The sequence below is a fragment of the Paenibacillus medicaginis genome (genome assembly GCF_042138635.1).
Taxonomy (GTDB): domain Bacteria; phylum Bacillota; class Bacilli; order Paenibacillales; family Paenibacillaceae; genus Paenibacillus; species Paenibacillus medicaginis.
Genome location: NZ_JBHIRY010000044.1, coordinates 13,920 through 38,621, shown reverse-complemented (window position 1 = coordinate 38,621; position 24,702 = coordinate 13,920). Strand labels below are relative to the sequence as shown.

Annotated in this window: 26 protein-coding genes and 1 other annotated feature; of the genes, 11 read left to right on the top strand and 15 right to left on the bottom strand. The window is 49.8% G+C overall.

The window, feature by feature from the left end:
* Positions 1–177: 177 nt before the first annotated feature.
* Complete coding sequence (locus tag ACE5LO_RS25825; RefSeq protein WP_375522787.1) at positions 178–1,194, bottom strand: glycoside hydrolase family 130 protein; 1,017 nt, start codon at positions 1,192–1,194, stop codon at positions 178–180.
* Between the two features lie 273 nt (positions 1,195–1,467).
* On the opposite strand from ACE5LO_RS25825, the gene ACE5LO_RS25820 reads away from it, so the two are divergent.
* Positions 1,468–2,103 (top strand): hypothetical protein, encoded by a 636-nt coding sequence (locus tag ACE5LO_RS25820; RefSeq protein WP_375522786.1) that lies wholly within the window; start codon positions 1,468–1,470, stop codon positions 2,101–2,103.
* Here ACE5LO_RS25820 and ACE5LO_RS25815 read toward each other — a convergent pair.
* From ACE5LO_RS25815 to ACE5LO_RS25805, 3 genes are all read right to left on the bottom strand, one after another.
* Positions 2,028–4,106, bottom strand: a complete 2,079-nt coding sequence (locus ACE5LO_RS25815) for a peptidoglycan D,D-transpeptidase FtsI family protein (protein WP_375522785.1) — start codon at positions 4,104–4,106, stop codon at positions 2,028–2,030. The genes ACE5LO_RS25820 and ACE5LO_RS25815 overlap by 76 nt on opposite strands.
* A gap of 79 nt (positions 4,107–4,185) precedes the next feature.
* The gene (locus ACE5LO_RS25810) at positions 4,186–5,337 is read right to left on the bottom strand and encodes a transglutaminase domain-containing protein (protein ID WP_375522784.1); all 1,152 of its coding nucleotides are present in this window, start codon (positions 5,335–5,337) and stop codon (positions 4,186–4,188) included.
* Between the two features lie 23 nt (positions 5,338–5,360).
* On the bottom strand, positions 5,361–5,783 hold the full coding sequence (locus tag ACE5LO_RS25805; protein ID WP_375522783.1) for a hypothetical protein: 423 nt from the start codon (positions 5,781–5,783) through the stop codon (positions 5,361–5,363).
* Between the two features lie 206 nt (positions 5,784–5,989).
* Between ACE5LO_RS25805 and ACE5LO_RS25800 the strand changes: the two genes are divergently transcribed.
* Together ACE5LO_RS25800 and ACE5LO_RS25795 are read left to right on the top strand one after the other, a co-directional pair.
* Positions 5,990–7,135 carry an MFS transporter gene (locus ACE5LO_RS25800; protein WP_375522782.1) on the top strand — a complete coding sequence of 382 codons (1,146 nt, stop codon included), beginning with the start codon at positions 5,990–5,992 and terminating at the stop codon, positions 7,133–7,135.
* 552 nt (positions 7,136–7,687) lie between these two features.
* Positions 7,688–8,047 (top strand): toprim domain-containing protein, encoded by a 360-nt coding sequence (locus ACE5LO_RS25795; RefSeq protein ID WP_375522781.1) that lies wholly within the window; start codon positions 7,688–7,690, stop codon positions 8,045–8,047.
* A gap of 54 nt (positions 8,048–8,101) precedes the next feature.
* Here ACE5LO_RS25795 and cyoE read toward each other — a convergent pair whose 3' ends face one another.
* Both cyoE and ACE5LO_RS25785 read right to left on the bottom strand, forming a co-directional pair.
* Complete coding sequence (gene cyoE, locus ACE5LO_RS25790; RefSeq protein ID WP_375522780.1) at positions 8,102–9,046, bottom strand: heme o synthase; 945 nt, start codon at positions 9,044–9,046, stop codon at positions 8,102–8,104.
* Positions 9,047–9,444: 398 nt separating this feature from the next.
* Complete coding sequence (locus tag ACE5LO_RS25785) at positions 9,445–9,687, bottom strand: alpha/beta-type small acid-soluble spore protein (RefSeq protein ID WP_375522779.1); 243 nt, start codon at positions 9,685–9,687, stop codon at positions 9,445–9,447.
* Positions 9,688–9,806: 119 nt separating this feature from the next.
* Between ACE5LO_RS25785 and ACE5LO_RS25780 the strand changes: the two genes are divergently transcribed.
* Entirely contained in the window at positions 9,807–9,974 is a 168-nt protein-coding gene (locus ACE5LO_RS25780; RefSeq protein WP_375522778.1) for a hypothetical protein, read from the top strand.
* 58 nt (positions 9,975–10,032) lie between these two features.
* On the opposite strand, the gene trpS is transcribed toward ACE5LO_RS25780, so the two are convergent.
* On the bottom strand, positions 10,033–11,022 hold the full coding sequence (gene trpS / locus ACE5LO_RS25775) for a tryptophan--tRNA ligase (protein ID WP_375522777.1): 990 nt from the start codon (positions 11,020–11,022) through the stop codon (positions 10,033–10,035).
* A 70-nt stretch (positions 11,023–11,092) separates the two neighbouring features.
* Positions 11,093–11,331, bottom strand: a binding site (T-box leader).
* Positions 11,332–11,463: 132 nt separating this feature from the next.
* Between trpS and ACE5LO_RS25770 the strand changes: the two genes are divergently transcribed.
* Together ACE5LO_RS25770 and ACE5LO_RS25765 are read left to right on the top strand one after the other, a co-directional pair.
* Positions 11,464–12,429: an aldose 1-epimerase gene (locus ACE5LO_RS25770; RefSeq protein WP_375522776.1), complete on the top strand. Its 966-nt coding sequence runs from the start codon at positions 11,464–11,466 to the stop codon at positions 12,427–12,429.
* A gap of 88 nt (positions 12,430–12,517) precedes the next feature.
* Positions 12,518–12,757, top strand: a complete 240-nt coding sequence (locus ACE5LO_RS25765; RefSeq protein ID WP_375522775.1) for an alpha/beta-type small acid-soluble spore protein — start codon at positions 12,518–12,520, stop codon at positions 12,755–12,757.
* An 82-nt stretch (positions 12,758–12,839) separates the two neighbouring features.
* Here ACE5LO_RS25765 and ACE5LO_RS25760 read toward each other — a convergent pair whose 3' ends face one another.
* Together ACE5LO_RS25760 and ACE5LO_RS25755 are read right to left on the bottom strand one after the other, a co-directional pair.
* Complete coding sequence (locus ACE5LO_RS25760; RefSeq protein ID WP_375522774.1) at positions 12,840–13,250, bottom strand: O-methyltransferase; 411 nt, start codon at positions 13,248–13,250, stop codon at positions 12,840–12,842.
* Between the two features lie 269 nt (positions 13,251–13,519).
* Positions 13,520–15,307 carry a M3 family oligoendopeptidase gene (locus ACE5LO_RS25755; RefSeq protein ID WP_375522773.1) on the bottom strand — a complete coding sequence of 596 codons (1,788 nt, stop codon included), beginning with the start codon at positions 15,305–15,307 and terminating at the stop codon, positions 13,520–13,522.
* A gap of 157 nt (positions 15,308–15,464) precedes the next feature.
* Between ACE5LO_RS25755 and ACE5LO_RS25750 the strand changes: the two genes are divergently transcribed.
* On the top strand, positions 15,465–15,632 hold the full coding sequence (locus tag ACE5LO_RS25750; protein ID WP_375522772.1) for a YycC family protein: 168 nt from the start codon (positions 15,465–15,467) through the stop codon (positions 15,630–15,632).
* The gene (locus tag ACE5LO_RS25745; protein WP_375522771.1) at positions 15,629–15,871 is read left to right on the top strand and encodes a hypothetical protein; all 243 of its coding nucleotides are present in this window, start codon (positions 15,629–15,631) and stop codon (positions 15,869–15,871) included. The genes ACE5LO_RS25750 and ACE5LO_RS25745 overlap by 4 nt, the downstream gene beginning before the upstream one ends.
* Positions 15,872–15,961: 90 nt before the next feature.
* Here ACE5LO_RS25745 and ACE5LO_RS25740 read toward each other — a convergent pair whose 3' ends face one another.
* Both ACE5LO_RS25740 and ACE5LO_RS25735 read right to left on the bottom strand, forming a co-directional pair.
* Positions 15,962–16,666 (bottom strand): DUF2225 domain-containing protein, encoded by a 705-nt coding sequence (locus ACE5LO_RS25740; protein ID WP_375522770.1) that lies wholly within the window; start codon positions 16,664–16,666, stop codon positions 15,962–15,964.
* A gap of 31 nt (positions 16,667–16,697) precedes the next feature.
* Positions 16,698–17,078, bottom strand: coding sequence for a globin domain-containing protein (locus tag ACE5LO_RS25735; protein ID WP_375522769.1), 381 nt, complete (start codon positions 17,076–17,078; stop codon positions 16,698–16,700).
* A 378-nt stretch (positions 17,079–17,456) separates the two neighbouring features.
* On the opposite strand from ACE5LO_RS25735, the gene spoVV reads away from it, so the two are divergent.
* On the top strand, positions 17,457–18,674 hold the full coding sequence (gene spoVV / locus ACE5LO_RS25730; protein WP_375522768.1) for a dipicolinic acid transporter SpoVV: 1,218 nt from the start codon (positions 17,457–17,459) through the stop codon (positions 18,672–18,674).
* A 102-nt stretch (positions 18,675–18,776) separates the two neighbouring features.
* Positions 18,777–19,580, top strand: a complete 804-nt coding sequence (locus ACE5LO_RS25725) for an NAD kinase (protein WP_375522767.1) — start codon at positions 18,777–18,779, stop codon at positions 19,578–19,580.
* A gap of 38 nt (positions 19,581–19,618) precedes the next feature.
* On the opposite strand, the gene ACE5LO_RS25720 is transcribed toward ACE5LO_RS25725, so the two are convergent.
* The gene (locus tag ACE5LO_RS25720; RefSeq protein ID WP_375522766.1) at positions 19,619–20,299 is read right to left on the bottom strand and encodes a YutD family protein; all 681 of its coding nucleotides are present in this window, start codon (positions 20,297–20,299) and stop codon (positions 19,619–19,621) included.
* A 22-nt stretch (positions 20,300–20,321) separates the two neighbouring features.
* Positions 20,322–21,224: a lipoyl synthase gene (gene lipA / locus ACE5LO_RS25715; protein WP_375522765.1), complete on the bottom strand. Its 903-nt coding sequence runs from the start codon at positions 21,222–21,224 to the stop codon at positions 20,322–20,324.
* A gap of 246 nt (positions 21,225–21,470) precedes the next feature.
* Between lipA and ACE5LO_RS25710 the strand changes: the two genes are divergently transcribed.
* The gene (locus ACE5LO_RS25710; RefSeq protein ID WP_375522789.1) at positions 21,471–22,520 is read left to right on the top strand and encodes a M23 family metallopeptidase; all 1,050 of its coding nucleotides are present in this window, start codon (positions 21,471–21,473) and stop codon (positions 22,518–22,520) included.
* A 77-nt stretch (positions 22,521–22,597) separates the two neighbouring features.
* On the opposite strand, the gene ACE5LO_RS25705 is transcribed toward ACE5LO_RS25710, so the two are convergent.
* Together ACE5LO_RS25705 and ACE5LO_RS25700 are read right to left on the bottom strand one after the other, a co-directional pair.
* A complete protein-coding gene (locus ACE5LO_RS25705) occupies positions 22,598–23,656 on the bottom strand; it encodes a FecCD family ABC transporter permease (RefSeq protein ID WP_375522764.1) in 1,059 nt (352 codons plus the stop codon).
* Positions 23,653–24,657: a FecCD family ABC transporter permease gene (locus ACE5LO_RS25700; RefSeq protein WP_375522763.1), complete on the bottom strand. Its 1,005-nt coding sequence runs from the start codon at positions 24,655–24,657 to the stop codon at positions 23,653–23,655. Before ACE5LO_RS25700 ends, ACE5LO_RS25705 begins: the two co-directional genes overlap by 4 nt.
* Between the last annotated feature and the right edge of the window lie 45 nt (positions 24,658–24,702).

Here is a 24,702-nt window from a genome sequence, read left to right as displayed (position 1 = left end):
TACGGCACTTTAAAGGGTAAAGTTACCGGGTGGATTTGAACCACCTAGATGGTGCGACTGTGAGGCGCACAAGAAATACCGCTCATAGACGGTACTTCATTTCTAGTTGGACATGCAGGCTGCTGCCGATTCCCCAACCCGTTTTCCCCTCCGTACGCCACCATCCTACTTATAGTTTTACTGCGGTTCGTTTAAAATGTACTCCACCAATTCATCCAGCGGAACGGTCGCCAACGCAATGGCTGTATCCGTCACCCCGTAATAAATATACAAAAGTCCGTCTTTAACCACATTGCCTGTCGGGAAAACGACGTTCGGGATTTGATACCCAAATTTCTCGTAATAGGTTTCCGGCTCCATAATAAAGTTGCGGGTTCTGGCAATGATGATCTCGGGATTGTCCAAATCAAGCAGCATCGCCCCGACGCGGTAGACTGTATTTTCATCTACGCCATGGTACAGCACGAGCCAGCCTTTATCTGTACGTACTGGAGGCGTAGAGCCGCCAATTTTCTTGAATTCCCAGCTTTCATTTTCGGCTTTGGCCAGCAGCTTGGGTTTATCCCAATGGATCAGATCGTCCGAATACGTAATCCACATAGCGGCCTTTTCCGTGCCGTACTCCTCCCCGATATACTCTTCCGGACGGCGCAGCAACGCATATCTGCCGTTAATCTTTTCCGGGAACAAAATATTGTCACGATCATTAATATCAAGCTCGGTTGTGTCACATAGGTACTCCCAGTGAATCAGGTCTTGGGAAGTCGCAATACTGGAACGGGTAAGCCAATGTCCGGGATCCTCGCCCCAGCCGTCCGGATATTCAGGGATGGATCTTTCCGGTACTCCCGCGCCAGTCGGGTAATAGCTCATGGCACACGGACGCAGCGCATAATTCAGATAGAAGGTATCGTCGATTTTAACAATGCGCGGGTCCTGCACACTGCCGTAAGGAAAGCCCAGTTCATCCGGCGTAAGGATCGGCTCATCCTTAACATGTGTAAAATGAACGCCATCTTCACTTTCCAGCAAACCCAGAAAATTTTTGCACGGAGTCAGCGAGCCCGCCGTACGTTCAATCATATAAAACTTGCCGTTATCGATGATGACGGCCGGATTGAATACGGTTACTTTTCTCCATTCGAACAAACCTGGCACAACTATCGGATTTTCCGGATGTCTCGTGATTTTCATGAAAAGCCTCCTGATCTAGCTGTTTTCGTTTGTAAACCTATTCATTGGTCTAATTATAGCCTCCGATCAAGCGCCATAATATCCGACAAACTTTAGAAAACATCCGAAAGAATTCTGTTGTTTTTTGATTATGAGTAAAACGCTTTCAAATTTTAGAGCTTGATTTCTGTTAGCGCTTTTGAATAATGGTCTGTAAATAAGATATTATTAGGTCAGTTAAAGTTATTTTTTTCCTCAGGCAAACCGAATTATGAGTATTTAGGGAGGATCATTATGTATGAGAAGCTAGTCATCAAGATTAGAAAAAATCATATTTTTATACTATTGTTGTTAATCATTATTCCCGATATCTTACTGGGCGTGTCGAAGCATTTTGATTATTATCCTGTTCCTTTTTTTAAACCACCAGAATTTTATATTGTGTTTTACAACGTATTTTTACTTGGGTGGCTGTTATTCACATTTAAAGAGAAAATTGTGTTCGTTTTAGTGCTTCCTTTTCTGATTCTCTCCCTTATAGCATCTCTCATCTGGTATGGGATTATGGAATATCAGTATTCTTATATTAAGTCACCTGAGCACACCCAAACTCTAATTGTAAAATATCGGGTGTCTGGTTTGGGTGAAAGTTCATATTCTTCTGAGTTTTATCAAAAATCATTTGGCGGGCTATTTATGAAAAGATTAAATGGACAAGATATATCCTTCATGCTTAACTTTGAGGCATATAAGCCTCCTGAAGACGCTTTAGGGTTGACAGCATACAAAAGAAAAGGGCACCCAAGTGAGTTATGCTCACCGGATGCCTTTTTGCATATTTGTATAGAAGAAAATTATTGCTGCTCAGTGTCTTCCTCTTTGTTCTTGTTTTTCTTTGGAACACCGTCCAGCCCGTACTCATCATCATAAGCATCAAATATTTTACGGGCGATCGGTCCGGCGCTGTAGGCACCGAAGCCACCTTCTGGCACGACTACCGCTACAGCCAGCTTCGGATTGTTGCGCGGTGCGAAGGCGATAAACACCCCATTATCTACCAGTTCATGGCCGACGCTCTGCTGGGATGTACCTGTTTTGCGTGCAAAATCATACGGGAAGCCGTCAAAGGCCGATACATCCGTAGCCATCCCGCGTAATATCTCATTCCAGTAGGCGTCCGGAAAATCAACTTCGTTCAGTACCTTCGGCTTGAACGTTTTCACAACATTGCCTTCATCATCCTTGATCTGGCTGACCATATGAGGCTCCATTCGTTTGCCCTTTGTTGCCAGCATGGCTGCATACTGAGCAAGTTGCATAGTCGTATATTTCCCCTGCTGACCAAAGGAGGCGTAAGCCAACCTGGAGAGGGCAGTCTCCTTTTCATTCACATACTCCCTCCGGCCCTTCCATTCATTCGGCAGGTCTACACCAGTATACGCTCCAAGGCCAAACTCCTTCATATATTTATCCCAGACTGCAACACCCTGGTCCAGTTCCGAGTTAGTCCGATACTTGTTATACAGTCTCTCACCGATCATATCCACCATAAAAGCATTGGAAGAGTGTCTGATCGCAGAAGCCGGGTCCAGTCCGCCATAAACGTGTCCTGAGGAGTTCTTCACCCTAGAAGAATTGTTCCGGCCAAAGTAAGCAGCACCTGTATCCTGGTAGTAGGTTGAAGTTGTAATAAGCCTCTCCTCTAGGCCAATCAGCACGGACAACGGCTTGATGGTTGAGCCGAGCAAAACGACCGATTCCGGATGATCTCCCGGCTGTCCGGAAGGGAACGAGCGAATCGTACCGTTTAAATATATATTTTCAATTTTCTTATAATTTGCAGTGCTGATGCTGCCCGAGCTCCAGTAGTTGGAATCGTAATCAGGCATACTCGCCATCGCCACCACATTGCCAGTATCCACTTCCATGGCAACGGCAAAACCGGTTTTGGCATATGGATGCGTGCTCCCCGATACCGCGTTGCTGTGCAACCACCTCAATTGATCTGTAATTGCCTGCTCGGTCTTCACCTGCACATTTTTATTAATCGTAGAATACACATTATAACCTTTGACCGGAGGGGTTACAGATTCTACGCCCTGCGGCATGTTACGCGGATCAACAGGCACTGTTTTGTAGCCGTTTTTTCCGCGCAATTCTTCCTGATATTGATACTCCAGACCGTCGAACCCGACCGCTTCATTTTCCAGATATACGACTCCCGGATCGTTTTCGGCGGAGTTCGTTTTCTGAATCTCTTGATACTTCTCGAGGGACTTTGCCTGCCGGGCGCTGCTGTAATTTTTCACATAACCGACAGCCTGCACCGCAACGGTATCCGGGTCATAGTGCCGCACGTTCTCCTCAACGACCTCCACACCGGGAAACTCGTCCTTATGCTGCAAAAAATAAGCTATCTCTTTTTCGCTCAGGTCCGCTTTGATCAAACGGGGCGTAAAACCGTTGGCTTTGCGATAATTGCGGTCCATCGCTTCCAGTATCAGATCAGGTGTAAGTTTTTCCGCATCCGCAGCACCGTACTGGTTAAAGCGGTTGGCCAGCTTCTTCGTCATCTGCTCAAGCTCGGGAAGCAGCTTCTTATCCGGGTCCCGCAGGCTTTCGGCACTGTCACTGTAATTTTTGTCTAATGTAATATACAAGGATTGAATGGGGGTGGAATAAGCCAGCTTATTCTCTCCCGTAGCGTCATATATCGTTCCTCGAATGGGAGGAAGCGGTACGCTCTTGGTGATGCTGCCTGTCTCTTCTTCCTTCAGCTGCGGCCCTTCCACAAACTGCAGAATGGCCAGCCTAACGATGATTACGGTGAAAATAAGAAACGAACTGAAAAAGAAAAGGTTGATCCGGAAGCTGAACCGTTTACGGCTTTCGGCTTCACTATGCTTTTCCTGTTCGCCGTTTATCTGTCTCATACGGCTCCGATCTCTCCTTTTTCAGGAATATAACGTGAATATTCTAGCATCATATGCTTAAGCTAACCTGAAAGGCAGATTAAATCAGGCGGTCTTCTATATGGGTTTGGGCAAAATTCGGGGGATTGAACCAGTCTCCGCTTTGTGCCCATGTCGGATCCAGCGGCACCCATTTCTGCTCCTCCGCAAGATATACCTCGTTCCAGGCGTGAGGGCCGTAGCCGCCCTGGCCATTGTACCCCAGGCCCGTGACTACTTTGACGTCCAGGTTCTGGGAACGGGCCATTATCGCATACAAACGAGCATAATCAATACATACGCCCTTGCGGGTATCGAACGTATTTTGTGGTGTCTGCTCATGCCACACACCACGCTGCTCATAGTCTTCGACCTTGCCGTAATCATACGAAATTCTTGTGCCTACCCAATCATACAGACGGCGGGCCTTCTCTTCGTCGCTGGTAGCGCCGCTTGTAATTTGGCCTGCAGCCGCCCCGATATCATCGGGTATGCTGCGGTCGATGATTTCGTATTTGCGCTGCAAAATGCCGCTGAGCTCCTGCTCCGCCGCCCGCGTAATGACAGGCAGCTTGTCCTTGACCAGCCCGCCGGTAAGCGGGGCGATAACCGTCTGCGCCCCTTCCCTGTACACCGGAGAAGCCTGTACGTAGCTGCTGAAGCCACTTTCCGGGTACAGGCTTACACCGATAAAGAGCACGGCAATGAGCATAATCGCCCGCGCACCCCCGATGACGGCACCGATACCGGCTCCGGCAAGCCTGCTGAAGAACCCTGTCCTGCTCCGTGCAGAATCCGAAATGTCTATCCGGCGTCTGCCCATCAGGGCTGCATACAGCAAACTTAGCGCGAAGCGGAGAATCAAATAGCTCAAAAGAAACAACACGGCAAAACGCAAAAGCGGAAAGATCTGCACGATATGAAGCACCGTATACCATAGCTGCTCGGCTGTGCTTAATTCCCGCTCCGGCATTTCCCCGGCAAAGACGGCCAGCCGCTGCTGAACGACCGGAGACAACCATGCGGCCAATCCTAATGAGCTGGCAACAGCAGCGGCGGCAAGGATGCCGTCAACAAACAAATCAAACAGCGCTCCCGCCGATCTGGAAGCGCCGCGCCACCAGCCCTGTATAAACGACAACAACACGATGGCGATTAAAACCACTGTAATTCCGTTCAACCGGAGAATGCTCTCCAGCCACTGACTATCCATTGCTTTCCTCCTCGGTTTCCTGATTACTGTGCCGACGAGCGGTTCTTCGCGCTTTGCACGTAATCGGCGACGGCTTCGGTGACACTCCACTCACCGAGCGATACCCCCCGGAACGATACCTTCACTTTATCACTGCCGCTTTGTCCCGCTACCTTTATATTGCTGCTCGAAACGGTGTAGGTTCCATCATCATTGGATTCATACTTCGCATCCTTCGCTTCTTTCACCATCATATTCAGGGCCTCGTTGCGGACATTCGTTACCACTGTACTGATCTGGTCAATGGAAATGCCGCTGTAAATCAGCAGAGCCGCTACAATGACAGCCGCAATCAGCCACTTAACCAGCGTTTTCACCAGGTTCAGCACCGCGAACAGCACGATCAGGACAATTAAAATGACCAGCCAGTTCTGCTTTAAAAACTCCATCCAGACATTTACATCCATTTTTTTATATACACTCCACTTCCTGCATTGCCGGTTTAGTCGTCCACGGACATTCAAACTTCCAATAAGTAATTATACATGATTTCAGCAGGCTCTGTCAGCCGCGGCCCGTCTTTGCGAAAATACGGTCTATGTTTGTCCGCCCGGGCGTAAGATGTACAACAGGCAATATGTGCCAAGCTATCAGGAAGAGAGGGATACCCGGCATGAAAACAGCGCTGTGGCTGTATCTGTTTCTGTTCATTGCTTTTTTCGATCTTCACGCCCAGTATCCGATGCTCACTCCTTATGCCGTATCCTTAGGTGCTGCACCTACTTTTATTGGCTGGATGATGGGCATCTATTCCCTGACACATCTGCCGGGCAACCTGCTGGCTGGCCCCGGTGTAGACCGCCATGGCAGCAGGCGGTATATTATGATGAGCCTTGTGGCGGCAGGAATCATATTGATCTTTCAGGCCTTCATCACTTCCCCATGGGAGCTGCTGGTGCTGCGGGCCTTCAGCGGATTTGTGCTCGCATTTCTGTCCCCCGCCTGTCTGACGATGCTTGCGCGGCTGTCGGATGATCACGTCACACAGGGAAAATATATGTCTGGACATGGTGTCATACATACCTCCGCATCGGTCATTTCTCCGGCGGCCGGCGCATTCATCGTCGCCAGCTTCGGATTCAGAACGACCTTCGGGTCGCTGGGGCTTATTCTCATTGCGACCGGAATCATGGCTTATTTTACACTTCCCAAAACCAGACCCGCCATCACAACAGCTGCCGAATCGGCAGATACGGAAACAACCGGACGAATTGTTCCCGACTGGCGCTACTTCCTGCCGCCCTTCGTCATTGCTTGCGCTCAGGGAATTTTGTTCTATGAACTGCCGCTACACGGAGCGGGCGGCGCCTCCATCATGTCAACGGGTATTCTATTTTCCATCATCAGTCTTGGCGCTCTGCTTACGCTCAGCATGCTTTTTCTTAACCGTTATTCACCCATTCGCCGGCTCATCATCGGTATATTCCTGATGGCCCTCTGCTTCTATTTGATGGCGGTTACTGAAGCGCCTCTGGGCCTCCTGCTGTTTCTGCTTGGCACCACGAAAGGTGTTATATTTCCGGCAATGGCCTCATTGTTCATCACCTTGGGCGGATCACATCTGGGCAGAACCTTTTCGCTGCAATCCATTGTAACCTCTATCGGCTCATTCATCGGTCCGGTCCTGGCGGGTCAGATGCACGGCTATTTCTCGCCTTTTTTTGCCGCCTTCCTGATTCTTATGATCGGACTTGCATTTACTCCCTTACGACGGATTCCCCATCCTGTTTCCGTCCCAGCCGCCAAAAAGGCAGCATAAAAAACGCTATAATAACAATTATTAGAAGCTGCTCCGTAAGCGGTTGTCAAATGCATTAACGGTGTCAAACTACACAAACCTCCTTGTAGCAGGTAAACATAAAGAGCCACAGGCCGAGAACAAGAGTAATTTGCTCCTGTTCTTGGCCTGTCTTGCCAGTTAGAAATCGCAAGGGATTGGCGATTTCCACTTCCCATTTTTATATTAATAGGTCAACCAGAAGCTAGCGGTTGGCCTATTTTCTATGTAGAAGTTCAGCACGGAGCAGCGGAGAGAACGAAGCAATTCCGGAAAAGCGATAGCGTTCGCCTTTGGCACCAAATTTCTACCGCAAAAAAATCAATCATTAGAAATTTGGGGTCAACTGCGATTGGAGGAATGATTCGTTCTCGGAGCGTCTCACAGCATACATATGAGGTCAATGGACCTTCTGGGACAGTCACTTTTTTGCTTTTGCATGATCCTCCGCTTTGTTGCTACACTACAAATATATAGCCATTCATCATTTCCCGGGGAATCACGACAAGCTACTTACTTGAGGGGGTATGCCCGATGCCGGTCACTATAATTGTCGAGGGCAAAAACGACCGCAGCAAGCTGCGCAGGCTGCTGGATCCCGAAGTACGCATTTTATGCACCTTCGGCACACTGAACACGATGAAGCTGGATTCCCTGCGCAAGCAGGCCAAACACGATGAGGTCTATTTATTTATGGATAACGATAGCTCAGGCAAAAAGATCCGCGGCATGCTGCGCGATTCCTTCCCTGACGCACTCCATATTTATACCAGGAAGGGATATGCGGGTGTCGAGGGAACACCGGATGAGTATCTTATCGGCCAGCTTGAAAAAGCAGGATTGGATGAATTCATCCTCTATCCTGAACAATCCCCATTAGGAGAATCCTTTTGACACCGATGCCGGGAATACAAAAAAGAGTTCCGCTAAGCGGAACCCGGTCAAATCTTACAATGCCTTGTGAGCCGTATCGAAAATCATCAGCAAAAAGCTGATCGTCAAATAATTGATGGAGAACAGGAACACTTTCTTGCCCCAGGCCTCATTATCGTTCGTTTTAAAGCCTATTACAGCAAAGATAAGCCATACGAGCGACAAGACCAAAGTTACAACCATAAAGACCCAGCCTGTGTATCCGTAAGCATACATCAAAATAGGAACCGGAATCAGCAGAACCAGATAAGGGATACATTGCCATTTTGTGCGTTCCACACCTTTAACGACCGGCAGCAGCGGAAATCCTGCGGCACGGTATTCTTCCACACGGCGGATCGCCAACGCCCAGAAGTGCGGCGGCTGCCAGAGAAACAGCAGCGCGAACAGCAGCCAAGCCCCGGCATCAATCTTGCCGGACGCAGCCACATAACCGATAACCGGGGGCATAGCGCCGGAAATGCCGCCGACGGACGTACTCCAGGTGGACGAGCGTTTCAGCCAAAGTGTATAAATAACAACATACACGAACATGCCCAAAATGCCGAGCAGGCCTGCAAGCACACCTGAAAAGAAGAACAGGACCGCCAGACCGACAATGCCTAGAATTATAGCATAGGTAAGTACAGTAGTTGGCGTAAGACGCCCGGTTGGCAGGGAGCGGTTGCGCGTGCGCTCCATTTTCATATCCAGTTCGCGGTCAAAATAGTTATTGAACACGCAGGAGGAAGCCATGACCAGGGCGGTACCCAGCATCGTCAGAATCATTTTAATGTAATCAACATCCCATTGAGAGGCCAGCCAGAAGCCGCCAAAGGCAGCGACCAGATTGGTTCGCAGAATACCGGGTTTGGTTACAGTAATAAAATCCTTCCATGTCCCGGCTTCACCGCCTGGCGGCTTGGAAGATACCGTAACAGCAGCCCCATCCGAGGAAGCTTTATATCCAAAGTTATTCACGTTAAGTAACTCCTCCTTTAACGATTCAGCTCTGCTGCAAACTTATAATTCTATAATCCGCAGAACATCGGAGGAAGTCCGCCTCCGAATATAAATTTTATCACATTGTCATTCTTGAGAGTTTGACAAAGATCGTACATTTATACTGATTCTCTTGGACTGTTCTCATAAATATTGCCATAGCATCCGTTTTTCTATACCTGTTTTCCAATCCGGTGTACAAAAATGCAGCCATGTAATTATGTAAGCGCCCTCTTGACGTATCCATGCTTCTGATTCACAATACATGATAGACGTACAAAAAAAGAAAAAGCCGGAGCGATGACGCCCCGGACTTTCGTCCATTGGTGCTTTCAAGATTAGAATAGATCCTGTCCGTGTTCGCTTGGTCGAACCTGTTAGTTGAAACGCCCAGCAGTTCCTTGAGTCCCGGCAGTTCCTGCCAGGGAAGCTTCTGCTTGTTGAACGAGCCGTTTGGTGATGTATCCTCCGAGGGATCCGGCTTCGCGGGACACCATGTTGCCATAATAACCGTCTTGCGGAATTGAGATGCCCAGTTCTTGAGCCGCTTCATACTTGAGTTGATCCAGAGCAGCACCAGATTGTTGGATAAGCAATCCTCTTGAACGACGACGTGCCATATTTGGAATCTCCTTTCAGTCTTCTGGATGAGGTTCATTGCAAGCTTGCAAACTTATTATGGCTCTCGTTCATCAACTTATTCCCGTAAATAAAATATTTTAGGTTGGAGGTTTTTCCCATGAGCAAGACCCTGTCCATGTGGTTTGCCGCTTCATCCATCCTGCTGCTCACCGCAGCAGCCATTTCCATCAGCCATTCCGCGTGGCTCGCCGTCGGCTTAGGCCTTGCATCCGTGCTAAATATCGGATGGGGCTTTGCGACCAAAGCGAGACAAAGCCGCTCTTGATAGAGCCTTGGCTCTATCAAGGCTTAACGGATGCCTTCAGCGGCTGATTTATCCCGCTTCAGCCTTTCGGCATTAGAAATCCCATACGTTCTTTGACGGCAGCCAGTGTAACGGCTGCCGTTTCTCTTGCACGTTCGGCAGACCGGGCAAGAATGCGGTCCATTTCCCCGGACTCGCGAATATCCCGGTAACGCTGCTGCAGAGGCTCAAGAACAGATACTACGGCTTCCGCCAGCTCTTTCTTGAATGCCCCATACATTTGACCCTCGAAGCGCTTCTCCACCTCCGCCAGCGATAAACCCGTACATTGGCTGTAGATCGTCATCAGGTTGCTGACCTCTGCTTTGCCTGCCGGATCATAGCGGACCTCACTATCCGAGTCCGTTGTTGCCCGGCTTATTTTTTTACGGATGACAGACGGCTCATCCAGCAGTGCAATATAGCTTCCCGGATTCGGATTGCTTTTGCTCATCTTTTTGGAGGCGTCGTCCAGCGACATCACACGAGCCCCTATTTCAGGAATATACGGCTCCGGAACGGTGAAATACTCCCCGTAGCGGTGATTAAAACGCCCTGCCAGGTCACGGGTCAGTTCAAGATGCTGCTTCTGGTCTTCTCCCACCGGAATGAGGTCAGCATTGTAAAGCAGAATATCGGCCGCCATCAGCGACGGATACACGAACAGACCAGCGCCTACGGATTCTTTCCCCTCTGATTTGTCTTTGAATTGTGTCATTCTTTCAAGCTCACCCATGGACGTCAGCGTTGTCATCAGCCAGCCGAGCTCGGCATGCTGCGGGACATGGGATTGCATGAAGACAGCGGATTTTTCAGGATCAATGCCAGCGGCGACAAAAAGCGCAGCGACTGCGGCGGATTGCTCCCTCAGCTGTGCAGGTTCCTGCGGCACGGTAATGGCATGAAGATCGACAATCATAAAATAGCAGCGATGATCCTGCTGCAGGTTAACAAAGTTTTTCATTGCTCCAATGTAATTGCCCAGTGTCAGCTGTCCGCTGGGCTGAATTCCCGATAATACGGTTTTCATTTGCTACTCCTCCTGGCATTTTCTTTTCCAATCAACGAACTCCCGAAACGCAAAAAAACCCGCTATCCCCCAAAGGGACGCGAGACCGTGGTACCACCCTTATTCACAGAGGGTCATTTATCCATCAACCATCTGCCTTAAGATTCCTGTAACGGGGAACAGTCGGCCAGCATACTGGGGAGAGAATGTCTCCTGTTCCGCTTGGCGCTCCAAGGTCCATTCGGCAATCGGTCCACACCGGTTCGCATCAGCCACCGGCTTTCTGAAGTGTATACCTGAGTGCTTACTTGTCCTTCTCATCGCATTGCCATCTTATTTGTATTCATAATAATTCCGGAGGAGTTTATTGTCAAATCTCCATTTGCACTTGCAGACGCAAAATCTGTTATCATAGTACTGTACGGAGAAGAGCCGATTACAGTGGACAAAGGAGCATTGGATATGAAACAAGTGACCAAAGGGCATTGGAACGGTTACGACACTTACATCCTACATAGCCGGGAACTGGAAGTCACACTGCTGCCGCGTTTGGGCAATAATGTTATCTCGATGCGGGATAATATAAACGGTCGGGAGATCCTGCGTAAACCGGCCGAGGAGGATTTATCCTTTTACCTGCAAAAGCCATATCACTTCGGTATTCCCATGCTGATTCCGCCAGGAAGAATCCGCGGAGGGCATTTTGTCTACGATCAGGTGGAATACCAGTTCGACCGCAACACAGCCAATGACAATCATATCCATGGACTGCATCGCACCCAGGCTTGGTGTGTCAGTGATATTGAAGAAGACGATGATTTCTGCAGCATTACCACTGAATTTTTAACCGACAATGACGAAAATTGGATGAGACAGTTCCCTGTGCCGCTTCGTCTGGAAATGGTGTACCGTCTTGAAGGAAGCAGCTTCAGCCAGACCTTGAAGGTTACTCATCAGGGTGAGACGGCCGTTCCCTTCGGCATCGGCTATCACACATGGTTTCTGCTCGACGGAGAACCGGAGAGATGGTCGCTCAAACTGCCAGTGAATGGAATATATGCACTGGACGAACAACTACTGCCTACCGGTGAAGTGGAGGGACTGGGGGCGCTCGCACAATTGCCGGAGGGGATATCCCTGAAGGATCAGAACCTGGATACCCCTCTGCGTGTCGCAGACGGCCCGGCCGTTGCCCTTCTTGCAAGAGATGACGGGTACAGCATTAAATACAGTGCAGACGAACAGTTTTTTAAACATTGGGTTTTATATACGAAGGGAGAGGCAGACCAGTTTTTGTGCATAGAACCGTACACTTGGTTGCCGGATGCTCCCAATCTGAAGCAGGGAAAAGATGTTACAGGCCTGATTCGTCTGGAACCCCGGCAAACCGTTGATTTGCATACTTGTCTTGAAATTATTTTGCCCTAATTTACCTCTTTATTTCTCCCTCCTTCGGCGGATATTTTCATAATGCTGTAGCATACTAACCTCACCACAGCCGAAGGAGGTGAGCATCATGTACGAAACGAATCAAGGCGGCCGTCGCCGTCGCAGCAACAACCTGGTCGTGCCTCAAGCCAATGCGTCGCTGCAGCAGTTGAAATATGAGGCAGCTCAGGAGTTGGGCATTACGATTCCACAGGACGGCTATTATGGTAATATGCCTTCCAGAGAAGCTGGTTCGCTCGGAGGTTACATCACGAAGCGTCTGGTACAAATCGCTGAGGCATCCATCGCAGGCCAATCCGGTAAGTAATCGTAAAATGAGATCATATGATCAAAAAAGGAAGCGGCCCTCTACAGGCCGCTCTCCTCATTTATACAAATGAATGAATAAATTAAGATGATTCCGTTTTTGCTTCCTGATATGTATGATGCTTGGGATAACGTATCATAAGGTTAGCCATGTTATAATTGGATTCTATCGTGGTATCCACAACGATCATCCCTTGCCTGACTGCAAACTCGTATGAAATTTCCCCATGCGTCCATTTTTGCTTCAACTGAAGGGCCTCCAGTGCCACGCTGCGGAAGGACGAACGCTGCTGCGCATTTAAACCTGCCTCCGCTGCCTGCATTCGGCCGCCCCTGCTTTCCACCGGATAATGGCGAATACCAAATTTGCCAACCACGTTATTACGAATTTGTAAAAACACAATTCCCGAATCCAGACCCGATAACTCGTCATCCAACTCTCGAAAGACCATATCTACCTGTCTGGCCAGCGATAGCTGCTCCATCTTGATCATATAATACCTCCTTTAGACTTATATAAAACCATTGTTAATAGGCCTTATGTCTCATATTATATGTGAGTATCATGACCTATTCAATATTACTCAACATAAATGGTAGTTTATCCCTAGTACATTCTCATATTTATACATGGTTTATGATTTTGGACAACAAATTGCCACTTAAATCGACATCATTTGCAAAAGACGCCAATAAACCCGATTTTCCCCCATAAAAAAATAAAGAGGGAAATCCCCAATTCATGAGGATCTCCCTGTCTTTTTTACTCTGTCATACTCAAAAATAGCTCAATATCCTTCACAGCAAGCTCGGCTGCACCACGCCAGAAATCCGGCTTGGTCAAATCGCTTCCCAGATGCTTGCTTGCCAAATCTTCCACCGTCATACGACCGGTGTCGCGCAGCAATTCGTCATATTCTTTGGCAAAACCACCGCTCTTCTGCGCATGGGCATAAATCCCCGCACTGAACATGTAGCCGAATGTATAAGGATAGTTATAAAACGGAACATCTGTAATATAAAAATGCAGCTTGGATGCCCAGAAATGCGGATGCACCTCTGCCAGCACATCACAATACGCTTCCCTCTGCGCCTCAGCCATCAGCTCACAAAGCTGCTCTGCTCCTACGATACCTGACTTGCGCTGTTCATAAAACCGGGTCTCGAACAGAAAACGTGCATGAATGTTCATAAAGAAGGCGACACTGCGCTGAATTTTGTCCTCAAGCAATGCCAGCTTTTCCTGTTCGTTCGGAGCTGCCTCAACCAGCGCGTCGGAAACGATAAGCTCAGCCAGCGTCGAAGCGGTCTCCGCCACATTCATGGCATAGTTCTGATTCAGCTCAGGAAGCTCATCCATGACATGCTGGTGGTAGCCGTGCCCCAATTCATGCGCAAGTGTCGATACATTGCTGGCCGTACCCGCATAGGTCATAAAGATACGGGTTTCTTTACTTACAGGCAGCGAGGTACAGAATCCGCCCGGACGCTTGCCGGGACGATCCTCCGCTTCAATCCAGCTTTTCTCGAAAGCCATTTCGGCAAATGCGGCCATATCCGGGCTGAACTTGGCAAATTGCTCGATGATGGTCACAGCCGCCTTGTCATAGCTGATATGCTCCGAGGAGGCTCCAAGCGGAGCTTCAATGTCATGCCAGGATAGACGCTCGACTCCCAGCAGTTTGGCTTTGCGCTCAAGATATTTGATGAGCACAGGCTTGGTCTCCACGATGACCTGCCACATCATATCCAGCGTTTCTTTGGACATTCTGTTGATACTGAGCGGTTCCTTAAGCACATCGTGCCAGCCGCGGTTTTCATACAGCTTCAGTCTGAAGCCCCCCAAATGATTAAGGGTGTCAGCACAATAGTCCCCCACGTCCGCCCACGCTTTCTCCCATTGTGCAAAAACCTTTTCTCTTACTGCTCGATCCGCATGATGAAGCTTATTCGCGGCCTGCCCTGCGGACAGATGAGCAACCTTTCCGTTCTCTTCCACGGGAATGGATACCTTGCTGACAATCGTGTCATAAAATCCGCCCCAGCCGTGATAACCGTCTACAGCAAGATCAAGAGCAAGACTTTCCAGCTCTGGCGCCATTTTCTCCCTGGCTTCCTCACGACTCTCATTCAGCACGAACGCAACCGGCTTAATACTGTCTCGCTCCAGCCAGCGAGCCCAGATGTCGTCATCAGTCGTGCGGAGAATGTTCTGATAAACTGTTCGGGCTGTTTCCAGCAGCGCCCGCAGCGAATGGATGTGTGCACCAAGACGGACCGCTCCCTTGTCATCCTGATTTTGTGCCCCCAGACACTCGACAAAGGCGGTCGCCTGAGAAGTGCGGCTGCCGCAATCCTGCAGCAGCTCCAGTATTCCGTCCAGACGCTCGGTATCCTGTACGGTTTGCGGCGCTTTAGCGGCTTTCACCTCGGCGAGCAGCCTTTTGATATCGGTATCGAGGGCATTCAAGTAATCAGCAAATGCAGGAGAGGAGGATCCTCCACTGAAAATAGACTCCAGGTCCCAGGTTTGCTGTAACGGTGTTTTCATTTTGTTTCCACCCTTCACAGAAATGGTTAATCAATGGTTGAATAAAAGGACAGTCGAAATTTGAACTGCCCCTGTATTCAGTGTATAACTAAGTAGAATGATCCCTATGAGAGAAACCCGATATGTTTATGCTCATAAGTATGTAGGAGGTAAAATCATGAGACCTTTGCAAATATCGCCCGAAACGGCCATTAAGCTGTCAGAGAAGCTCGGTGTGCCCATTGAAAATCTGATGCATATGCCGCAGCATATTCTGATGCAGAAGCTTGCGGAGCTGGCAAAGACAGAGCCGGAAGGCGGCAGCGGCCAGAAAGAGGAAGCATGATTCCGTTCGAACGCACCTGGCCTTACGATGTCGTCATGGGAGACGTATACGTTCAGGACTGCCCTTTCTGCGGTACGGATCACGTCCTGCTGCCGCTCAAGCCCCGCGAAATCAAGGAAATTCAGGGAGGCAAGAAAAAACTGCTCGTCTTTCCTTGCTGTCACAGCAGAGTTACTCTGGTTGATTGTGACGGGGATTACCTGCTGGCCGATGTTCCGCTCCGAAATCAGCTAAAATGATTGCAGTTGCAGGGGGCTTCGGTATCAGGACTAAACTAAAACTCCTGGTACCGACTTTTCCCATGTCCCCTGCAATCATGCGAAGCCTTATCAGGAGGGCTCCCGCATTTCGTCCGGAAGGCCCATATTCTTGGCCACCATCTGCTCGCGCAGGACGCCCCATTGCTCACGGGAAGCCCTGATCATGGCCGCGTCCGTGACGCTCTTGTCGTTAATGACTCGTGAGAACCACCGTACAGCTTCGTGAAAATTGCCGGTTCTGCGGTGCAGCTCGCCAATCAGGTACAGCAGCTTCGCATTGTTGCCCCCCACACCCTCAAGCTCGTACACTTTGATATAGGATTCAAGGCTGAATGTCAGGAAGCGCAGCTCCTCCGTCTCCATGGCTTCATACCGGTACAGCCACGCGATATGATGCAGAAGGCTGGCGATGACACGTTCCTTTTCACCGATGACCTGCGCGCATAGCAGGGCCAGCTTGTAGGTCTCCAGCGCATTCTTCCATGTACGCTCGCCGCCATAATCCCTTTTCTCCCATCTGCTGCCGATCTTTTCAGCAAACTGTGTCCTTTGCGCATCATTTAGCTTGTCTGTCGAATGCTCCGTGGAGGCAAAGCCGCAGTTCGGACAAATACGGACTACATAATAGTCGGGATTTTCGTGTTTGTAATAACAGCAAAAATCGGAATCGGTGCGGACCGCCTTTTTCAGGCTGGGTCTTACTCTTGATGTCTTATACTCTTCTGAACAGTACGCACAATTCAGTTTGATCGTGTATAAAGCTTCAATTTCCAATGACTACATCCCTTTCCCGATAACAACTTAATTAACCTGGGGTATTCACAAAGTGATAAGCCGGTCCCGACAACCGCTCCAGCACAAATGTACGAAAAGGCTCCTCCACGCCAACTTCCGCAAGTGCCCCACCCATACATTCCAGCCATGCGTCCGCTCTGTCCACCGTAATTGGAAAATTCATATGACGCGCCCGCATCATGGGGTGGCCATATGCCTCAGAGAAAAGGGGCGGGCCGCCAAAAAACTGGCTGAGAAACATATATTGCTTCTCCATCACGGGACGAATATCTTCCGGGAACAGGGGGGCGAGCAGCGGATTTTTTTGAACTCTCGGATAGAAGGCTTCCACCAGAGCTCGCACCCCCTCCTCTCCGCCCAGATTATCATAAATGGATAAGTTAGAATTCACATATCCGCCAACTTTCTTCATTGGATTCAAAAATGCAAGACGCTTATATTATAGCATTAAAAAGCAAAAAAATGGCGCCAACAGCGCCACGACCCAGAAATATTAGTAACTCCGCCAATCCTCTTCACCGGGATGGACGAGAGAGGCACGAATGACATATACAAACGCACAAACGAGAATACCGGCAACGACACTCATCGTTATCACTCCATCCTCAAGAGTTTTATCGTTGGTTTCATTATTTTAACATACTAAAAACAAAAGTACAGCCATAGAACGGACTTCATCCGTCATTTTTTGTACTCTTTGTCCAGCCCGGATCATATGGTGAACTAGGCCCTTTTATCATGCAAATCAGTGGCCCCAAGGAGGGATTCCGTGCCTGTCTATCGGCAATGGTCCGTTATACTGCTCAGCGCTTCCCTGTTCATCACATGTTTACTTATGGCTGTCCACCCTCTGGCTTCGCTGCAGGCCGGGGTAAGGGGGCTCGCCATCTGGTGGGATGTGCTGTTTCCGTCGCTGTTTCCGTTCTTCGTTATATCGGAGCTGCTGCTCGGCTTCGGCATTGTACACGGAATCGGCACACTGCTGGACCCGCTGATGAAGCCTTTGTTTCGCGTTCCGGGCTGCGGAGGATTCGTGGCTGCCATCAGCTGTGCATCAGGCTATCCGATTGGAGCCAAGCTGACCGCCAAGCTGTGGCAGCAGAAGCTGCTGACCCGCGAGGAGGGCGAGCGGCTGGTCGCCTTCACGACATCTTCAGATCCCATATTTCTGATCGGGGCCGTGTCTGTCGGATTTTTCCACAACCCGTCCATCGCCATAGTTATCGTTTTGTCCCACTACCTCGGGGCGCTTCTGATCGGTCTTCTGATGCGTTTCCATGCCCCCCATGCTCCCGCTTCCTCAAGTCCAAGCGGACAAGGACAAGCCGGGTGGCGTGAGGCTTTGCTGGCGATGCATCAGGCGCGCCTGAAGGATGGGCGCCCTTTCGGAGAAATGCTGAGCGACTCCGTGAAATCTTCCCTGAGGCTTATTATTGTCGTTGGAGGCCTTGTTGTATTCTTTTCCGTGCTGCTGGAATCCTTGAGCAAATCGGGTTTGATGCAATGGCTGTACAAGTGCGCCAACATTGTACTCACAGGGGCAGGAATGCCCACTGCACTTGGGGATGCCATCGTCGGGGGTATTTTCGAAGTGACCTTGGGTACAAGCTCGGCAGGAGCCGTGTCAGGCGTTCCATTGGTCTATAAAGCTGCGGCAGCAGTCTTTGTGCTTTCATGGGGAGGTCTGTCCGTGCATGCGCAGATCACCAGCATCCTGAACGATACGAATCTCCGTTACCCGCCTTTTCTGCTCGCGCGTGCGCTTCATTCCGTGATCTCCCCTATTTTGCTGCTTCTTATGTGGAAGCCGCTGATGGGAAATGAAGAAACGGTTCAGGTGTTCCAATCGCTTTGGGTCGCCTCACGCAATCCCGTTCCTGAGCTTGTTGCTTATACGCCGCTTATCTTTGCTGTTGCACTATCTGCTCTCGTTCTGCTTTCCCTGTTGGCACGTTTTTTCTTCAAGCTGCTGCAGCGGCCGGAATGACAGCAGGGGATTTCTCATGGAAAAACACCCTGCTCATGGATTGCATTTGCGTCCAATTGCAATTATGATCGATATATACACATGACAAAGGAGCTTTTCACCTTGAGATATTATGTTCTGGATCGCGGGGATAAGCGTTCCATTGAGCTGAGTCAGCAGTTTCACCGTCTCGCCGAAAATAAAGGTTTCAAGCTGGATGCGGAATCTCCGGAGATCGTGGTTTCGATTGGCGGAGATGGTACCATGCTGCATGCGTTTCATACATTTACGGACCAGATTCCGGATATTGCGTTTGTAGGTGTGCACACGGGCCACCTGGGCTTTTATGCCGACTGGCGGGCGGACGAGCTCGAACAACTGGTAGAGCTGATGAGTGTCAACGGACCGGAAGGCTTCGGCAATCCGAGGATTGTGAAATATCCCCTCATTGAGCTGGAGATTCACAAGAAATCGGGCAGCGACTCCTTTATTGCGCTCAATGAGTTTACTTTAAAAGGCGTAGACGGTACTATTGTCGCCCAGGTCGATATTAACGACATCGCCTTTGAAATGTTTCGCGGTGACGGAATATGCGTATCCACCCCATCTGGCAGTACGGCTTACAACAAGGCTTTGGGAGGCGCGATGGTGCATCCGACCATTGAGGCGCTCCAGCTGAGCGAGATCGCTTCCATCAACAATCGCGTCTTCCGGACGCTGGGCTCTCCACTGATGCTGCCCAAGCATCATCATTGTGACATTATTTCCCGGAAAGAACAGCGGCTGCTGCTGACCGTGGACCATTTGAATATCCAGCTTGACGATTTGGTGTCTGTCCGATGCCAGGTGGCGAAGGACAAGGTCAGCTTTGCCCGTTACCGTCCCTACCCTTTTTGGGACCGGGTCCGGAATGCTTTTTTGAATTGATCCCCGGATCGAAGCACAACAAACAGCGGTTCCTGAAATCAGGAACCGCTGTCGCTTTTGGTGCTGTTATGTTCTTGTGTCTGCCTTTCACTATGTTTCCCCTGCTGAGCCGGAGGGATCCCCTGCTCCCTTGCAAAGCGCGGCTGCTTGTCCCGCTGCTCCGAATTCCGCTCAAAGCGGTTGCCTTTTGCTTCCCGCTGATCCTGGGACTCACGGCCTGAGCGCAGCTTGCGGCTGTCCAGGCTTTGGCGGTTTTCCCGCGGCCGCTTGAAATCACGCGACTCGCGTTCACGCCGTTCCCGTTCGCGGGACTGCCTCAAATCACGATGCTGGTGCTCACGCACTCTTGGCTCCTCGACATCAGTCTGCTGCACACCGCTCTCTTCCTGAAGCTCCTGTTCACCTGTTCCGGCGGCATCCAGTGGTTCGGCATAGGCGCCCGCCGCTCCCTGAACTCTGTGAAGCACAAAATAAGCACAACCAAAGTTGCAGTATTCATTAATGTAGTCTGACAGAACAATGATGGAAGAATCCTTGTTCGCTTTAGGGTGCCCTTCCCGGTAAAAGCCTTTCAGGCGAAGCTGATTATATCCCCAATCGCCGATGATGTAATCGTAACGGTCGAGCACCTCGCTATAGCGGTCCCGAAAGGCCTCGGGGTTCCATCCATTTTTATAGTCCTGTACAAGTTCGTATATTTTGCCGCCTATCTGAAACAAGGTACATACCGCCTTTCCCCGATCAAGCCTGCGAAACGGCGCCTTCTTCCTTATGCCGAGCGGCCGATTTCACCTGCTCATGCGCATGGTAGGAGCTGCGTACCATCGGGCCGGATTCCACGTGGCTGAAGCCCCGCTTCAATCCTTCTTCCTTCAATTTCGCAAAATCCTCAGGTGGATAATATTTTTTCACATACAGATGCTTCTCGGACGGCTGCAAATATTGGCCAATCGTCATAATATCGCAGCCCGCAGCCCGCAGATCATCCATGGCCTGCAGTATTTCATCCCACTCTTCGCCCACGCCAAGCATAATGCTGGATTTGGTAGGGATCGACGGCTGCATTTCCTTGGCACGCTGCAGCAATTCGAGGGAACGGCGGTACTTGGCTTTGGCACGTACGGTATCCGACAAACGTTCAACGGTTTCGATATTATGGTTCAAAATATCCGGCTTGGCATCCATCACGATTTGCAGGGACTCTCTGCTTCCCAAGAAGTCCGGGATCAACACCTCTACACTGCACAGCGGCAGACGCTTGCGGATCGCTTTAACGGTTGCAGCGAATATGGACGCTCCGCCATCCTTAAGGTCATCGCGTGCTACGCTCGTAACGACACAATGGCGCAGGTTCATCTTCTCCGCAGCCTCGGCTACGCGTTCCGGCTCCTGCAAATCAAGCTCTGTAGGCAACCCGGTATTCACCGCGCAAAACCGGCAGGCCCGAGTGCAAATATCACCCAATATCATAAATGTTGCTGTCCTGTTTGCCCAGCACTCGTAAATGTTAGGGCAGCGAGCCTCTTCGCAAACCGTATGCAGTGTCTTTGAACGCATCATACTTTTTATTTCCTGATAATTATCCCCCGTAGTCAGCTTGATACGGATCCAATCGGGTTTAGGTTCTTTTACTTTTTTGGACAATGTCATGAACCTTCTTTCTAATGAGGTTACTGTCATCGCCGTATATTATAACATGAAAGCGATGGGAAAGCCTCCATTCTTTGTTTTTAAGCAAAGACCCTTCTGTTTGGATAAAATGCTTCTTTTAGGATAAATCTAATGAAAAGCACTGCCTGATCCATGAACTGCGGCAGTCCTATCAAAACGGGCATACAGGCCCGGTCGAAAGGGGGATGTGCTTTGCCTTTCAACCTGCACACAGTTCGCATGCCGCTGCTGCTGACGGTCTTGTTGGCCGGAACGCTGCTTTTCGTATGGATGGCCTCACCTGCCGCAGGAGCGGAAGCAGGGGTTGCAGCGCAGCCTCCTGCAGAAGCACTGACCGGAATGCAGCTTTATAACGCCAGACTGATTCTGTACCACCACATGCAGAAAGCAACCGGCGTTCCCTGGGAGCGCCTGGCAGCCATTGATCAATACGAGCGCACCCTTACCCTTGCCCATCCGAAAGACAGAAAGCATAATGAACGACTGACAGGCATTTATTACAGCGAAATGGCTTGGTCCGGCTGGCTGAATCCCGATCAGAACGACAGCAATCCAAGCTCGATCGCCTTTTTTGGCGGCTATGGGCAAGACGGCTCCGGTGACGGCATAGCCAGCAGGGACAACGACAAGGATCTTCTGTACACCATGGCATCCCATGTTGCCTCATTCGGAAAATCAGAGGATAACTTCCATATCGCCCTGTGGGAGTACTATCATAATCCCCGTGCTGTGCAGCGGATTCAGCAGTTTACCAAGCTGTACCAGACGTTCGGCACTCTGGACCTTCATAAGCACGCCTTTCCCCTGCCGCTTGGCACTGACTATTCCTATCGCAGCACATGGGGAACAGGCAGAAGCTGGGGAGGCTACAGAATACACGAAGGAACGGATTTGTTCGCCAGATACGGTATACCTGTCCGCAGCACCTGCTACGGGGTCATTGAAGTCAAAGGCTGGAATCCGTTCGGCGGATGGAGAATCGGAATCCGGGATATTGATAACAGATACCACTACTATGCTCATTTGCAAGGCTTCGAGAAAAACCTCCGTAACGGAGATCTTGTAAAGCCCGGCCAGATCATTGGCTGGGTGGGAAGCTCCGGATACGGCAGGCCGGGCACACAGGGTAAGTTCCCTCCCCACCTCCATTACGGGATCTACCGGGACAGCGGCTTGACGGAATGGTCCTTTGATCCGTATCCGCTGCTCAGGAAATGGGAGCAGGAAGAAAGAAAAGCAATAAGGGCCAAAAAGAAGGCAGTCTCTTAAAGAGTCTGTCTTCTTTTCGATATACCAAGACCGGCGTTTACTTTTACGGCATATAGTTCCCATCTCCCGTTTAATCCTTAAGTGCTTCTGCTTTTCAACAGCAAGTAAATAAAATATGGAGCCCCGATCGCAGCTGTAAAAACACCGGTCGGTATTTCTAAAGGTGAGAATAGAGTCCTGCCAATTAAATCCGCAGCCATCACGAGCAAAGCCCCGATCAGCGCTGCTGCGGGAATAAGCGCTCCATAAGCGGAACCAACAAGCTTACGCGCAATATGAGGAGCAATTAATCCGACAAAGCCAATCCCGCCTGCAAACGCAACCGCCCCTCCCACCAAAGCAGTACAAAGAAGCAGCAAATAGAGTCTCTGACGTCCGACATTGCTCCCGAGTCCGGTTGCAAGAGAATCTCCCAGTTGCTGTATATTTAACTTGCGTGCAGCAATCCAGGTCACCAGGCTAATGACCGTAATCCAGGGAGCCAGTACAGCAATATCCCCCCAATTCGTTCCATTGACCGTACCAATCAGCCAAATATTTGCTTGACTGGCTGTATGTATAGGACTAAGAATCATAAAAAAAGTCGTGATAGCCTGCATAAGGGCGGCAATGCCAATTCCAATCAGCACCAGCCGCAAAGGTACCACCTCCCCATGCTTATAAGAGAGCAGATAAACGATAAAGGTAGTTAAGGTCGCGCCTAAGAATGCACCGAGCGGCAGCCACTCCATACTGATCAGCAATGACCCGGTATCCCGATCGCTGAATAAAGCCAGAAACAAGACGACTGCAGCACCAGCTCCTCCTGTAACTCCAATAATTTCCGGCGAAGCCAGCGGATTGCGCACAAGTCCCTGCAGAATACTGCCTGCTACAGCCAAACCGATACCAACAAACAACGCCATTAAAATACGGGGAAGACGAATGGATGTAACAACAAGTCTCTCCATGTCGTCCCCTCTGCCCAAAATAGCCTGCAGGACCCGAAGCGGAGAAATATTCATATCCCCCATTCCTGTGCTCAGCAAGACAAGAAACAATGTTAAAATGAGTAAGCATCCCGAAGTCAGAAGTGCTTTCTGATTCAACAATAGTGAAACCCCGTTACCCATTCGTAGAGCTATTTGCTTTTTCATTTGGTTAAGACTCCTCTACGAGCAATATAAATAAAAAACGGTGTTCCAATCACGGCTGTCATGACACCGACAGGAACCTCCTGCGGCATCAGAATGAACCTTGCCCCTATATCGGCAGCCAGCAACAATATTGCACCGAATACCCCGCTGTAAGGAATCACCCATCTATAATCTGTGCCAACAAATGCGCGGGCAAAATGCGGGATCATGATGCCTACAAAGCCAATCGGTCCGGCAATCGCGACTGAGCTTCCGGCTAAAAGCACGACAATCAGCACCAGTATCCCTTTCACAAGCTGCGTACGCTGACCTAATCCCCGTGAAACATCATCACCAAGCAGTAAAAGATTTATTTTTCCAGCCATCAGCATCGAACCAAGCCAGGCGATGATCAGATAAGGAAGTACGTTAATTAACGTTTCCAATTTACGCCCCTGCACAGAGCCCGCCAGCCAGAACAATACCTCGTCAAGCGCCGTTTCATTTAACACAAGCAGTCCTTGCGTCGATGACGATAACACAGCTCCAATGGCAACACCGGCAAGCGTAAGCTTAATAGGAGTAAGTCCTTCCTTGCCGGTCGAAGCGATCATAAACACCAGAGCGGCGGCAAAAGCCGCGCCAAGGAAGGCGAGCCAGGAAAACACTTGAAGCGAATGTACAGAAAAAACAACAACAGCACAAACGATAAAAAAAGACGCTCCGGCGTTAATCCCCAATATTCCGGCCGAGGCGAGCGGGTTCTTGGTCAGTGCCTGCAATATTGCCCCTGCTATGGCAAGACTTGCCCCCACAGCTGCCGCAATCAGCGCACGTGGGATGCGGACATTCTGAACAATAATATGTTCGTTTGAACCATTAAATTTTGTAAAAGAGTCTATTACCGTACTTGGATTTGTATCTACGTAGCCATATATGACACTTGCCGCCAGGCAACACATAAGTAAAAAGCCAAATAGTATTAATCCTGCCGTTTTCTTTGGTGTGGTTTGAAAAATCATGTTTTATGTACCCTTTCTGCTCATTATTTTCAGTCTAGTAAAATC

Bases quoted from the DNA above. Each gene is read 5' to 3' on its own strand.
- ACE5LO_RS25700 (WP_375522763.1), bottom strand. From the start codon at position 24,657: ATGATTTTTCAAACCACACCAAAGAAAACGGCAGGATTAATACTATTT.
- ACE5LO_RS25755 (WP_375522773.1), bottom strand. From the start codon at position 15,307: ATGAAAACACCGTTACAGCAAACCTGGGACCTGGAGTCTATTTTCAGT.
- ACE5LO_RS25705 (WP_375522764.1), bottom strand. From the start codon at position 23,656: ATGAAAAAGCAAATAGCTCTACGAATGGGTAACGGGGTTTCACTATTG.
- ACE5LO_RS25745 (WP_375522771.1), top strand. From the start codon at position 15,629: ATGATTCCGTTCGAACGCACCTGGCCTTACGATGTCGTCATGGGAGAC.
- ACE5LO_RS25765 (WP_375522775.1), top strand. From the start codon at position 12,518: ATGTACGAAACGAATCAAGGCGGCCGTCGCCGTCGCAGCAACAACCTG.
- ACE5LO_RS25785 (WP_375522779.1), bottom strand. From the start codon at position 9,687: ATGGCACGTCGTCGTTCAAGAGGATTGCTTATCCAACAATCTGGTGCT.
- ACE5LO_RS25805 (WP_375522783.1), bottom strand. From the start codon at position 5,783: ATGGATGTAAATGTCTGGATGGAGTTTTTAAAGCAGAACTGGCTGGTC.
- ACE5LO_RS25815 (WP_375522785.1), bottom strand. From the start codon at position 4,106: ATGAGACAGATAAACGGCGAACAGGAAAAGCATAGTGAAGCCGAAAGC.
- ACE5LO_RS25760 (WP_375522774.1), bottom strand. From the start codon at position 13,250: ATGATCAAGATGGAGCAGCTATCGCTGGCCAGACAGGTAGATATGGTC.
- ACE5LO_RS25780 (WP_375522778.1), top strand. From the start codon at position 9,807: ATGAGCAAGACCCTGTCCATGTGGTTTGCCGCTTCATCCATCCTGCTG.
- ACE5LO_RS25710 (WP_375522789.1), top strand. From the start codon at position 21,471: ATGCCGCTGCTGCTGACGGTCTTGTTGGCCGGAACGCTGCTTTTCGTA.
- ACE5LO_RS25810 (WP_375522784.1), bottom strand. From the start codon at position 5,337: ATGGATAGTCAGTGGCTGGAGAGCATTCTCCGGTTGAACGGAATTACA.
- ACE5LO_RS25750 (WP_375522772.1), top strand. From the start codon at position 15,465: ATGAGACCTTTGCAAATATCGCCCGAAACGGCCATTAAGCTGTCAGAG.
- trpS (WP_375522777.1), bottom strand. From the start codon at position 11,022: ATGAAAACCGTATTATCGGGAATTCAGCCCAGCGGACAGCTGACACTG.
- ACE5LO_RS25770 (WP_375522776.1), top strand. From the start codon at position 11,464: ATGAAACAAGTGACCAAAGGGCATTGGAACGGTTACGACACTTACATC.
- ACE5LO_RS25820 (WP_375522786.1), top strand. From the start codon at position 1,468: ATGTATGAGAAGCTAGTCATCAAGATTAGAAAAAATCATATTTTTATA.
- ACE5LO_RS25825 (WP_375522787.1), bottom strand. From the start codon at position 1,194: ATGAAAATCACGAGACATCCGGAAAATCCGATAGTTGTGCCAGGTTTG.
- ACE5LO_RS25795 (WP_375522781.1), top strand. From the start codon at position 7,688: ATGCCGGTCACTATAATTGTCGAGGGCAAAAACGACCGCAGCAAGCTG.
- ACE5LO_RS25800 (WP_375522782.1), top strand. From the start codon at position 5,990: ATGAAAACAGCGCTGTGGCTGTATCTGTTTCTGTTCATTGCTTTTTTC.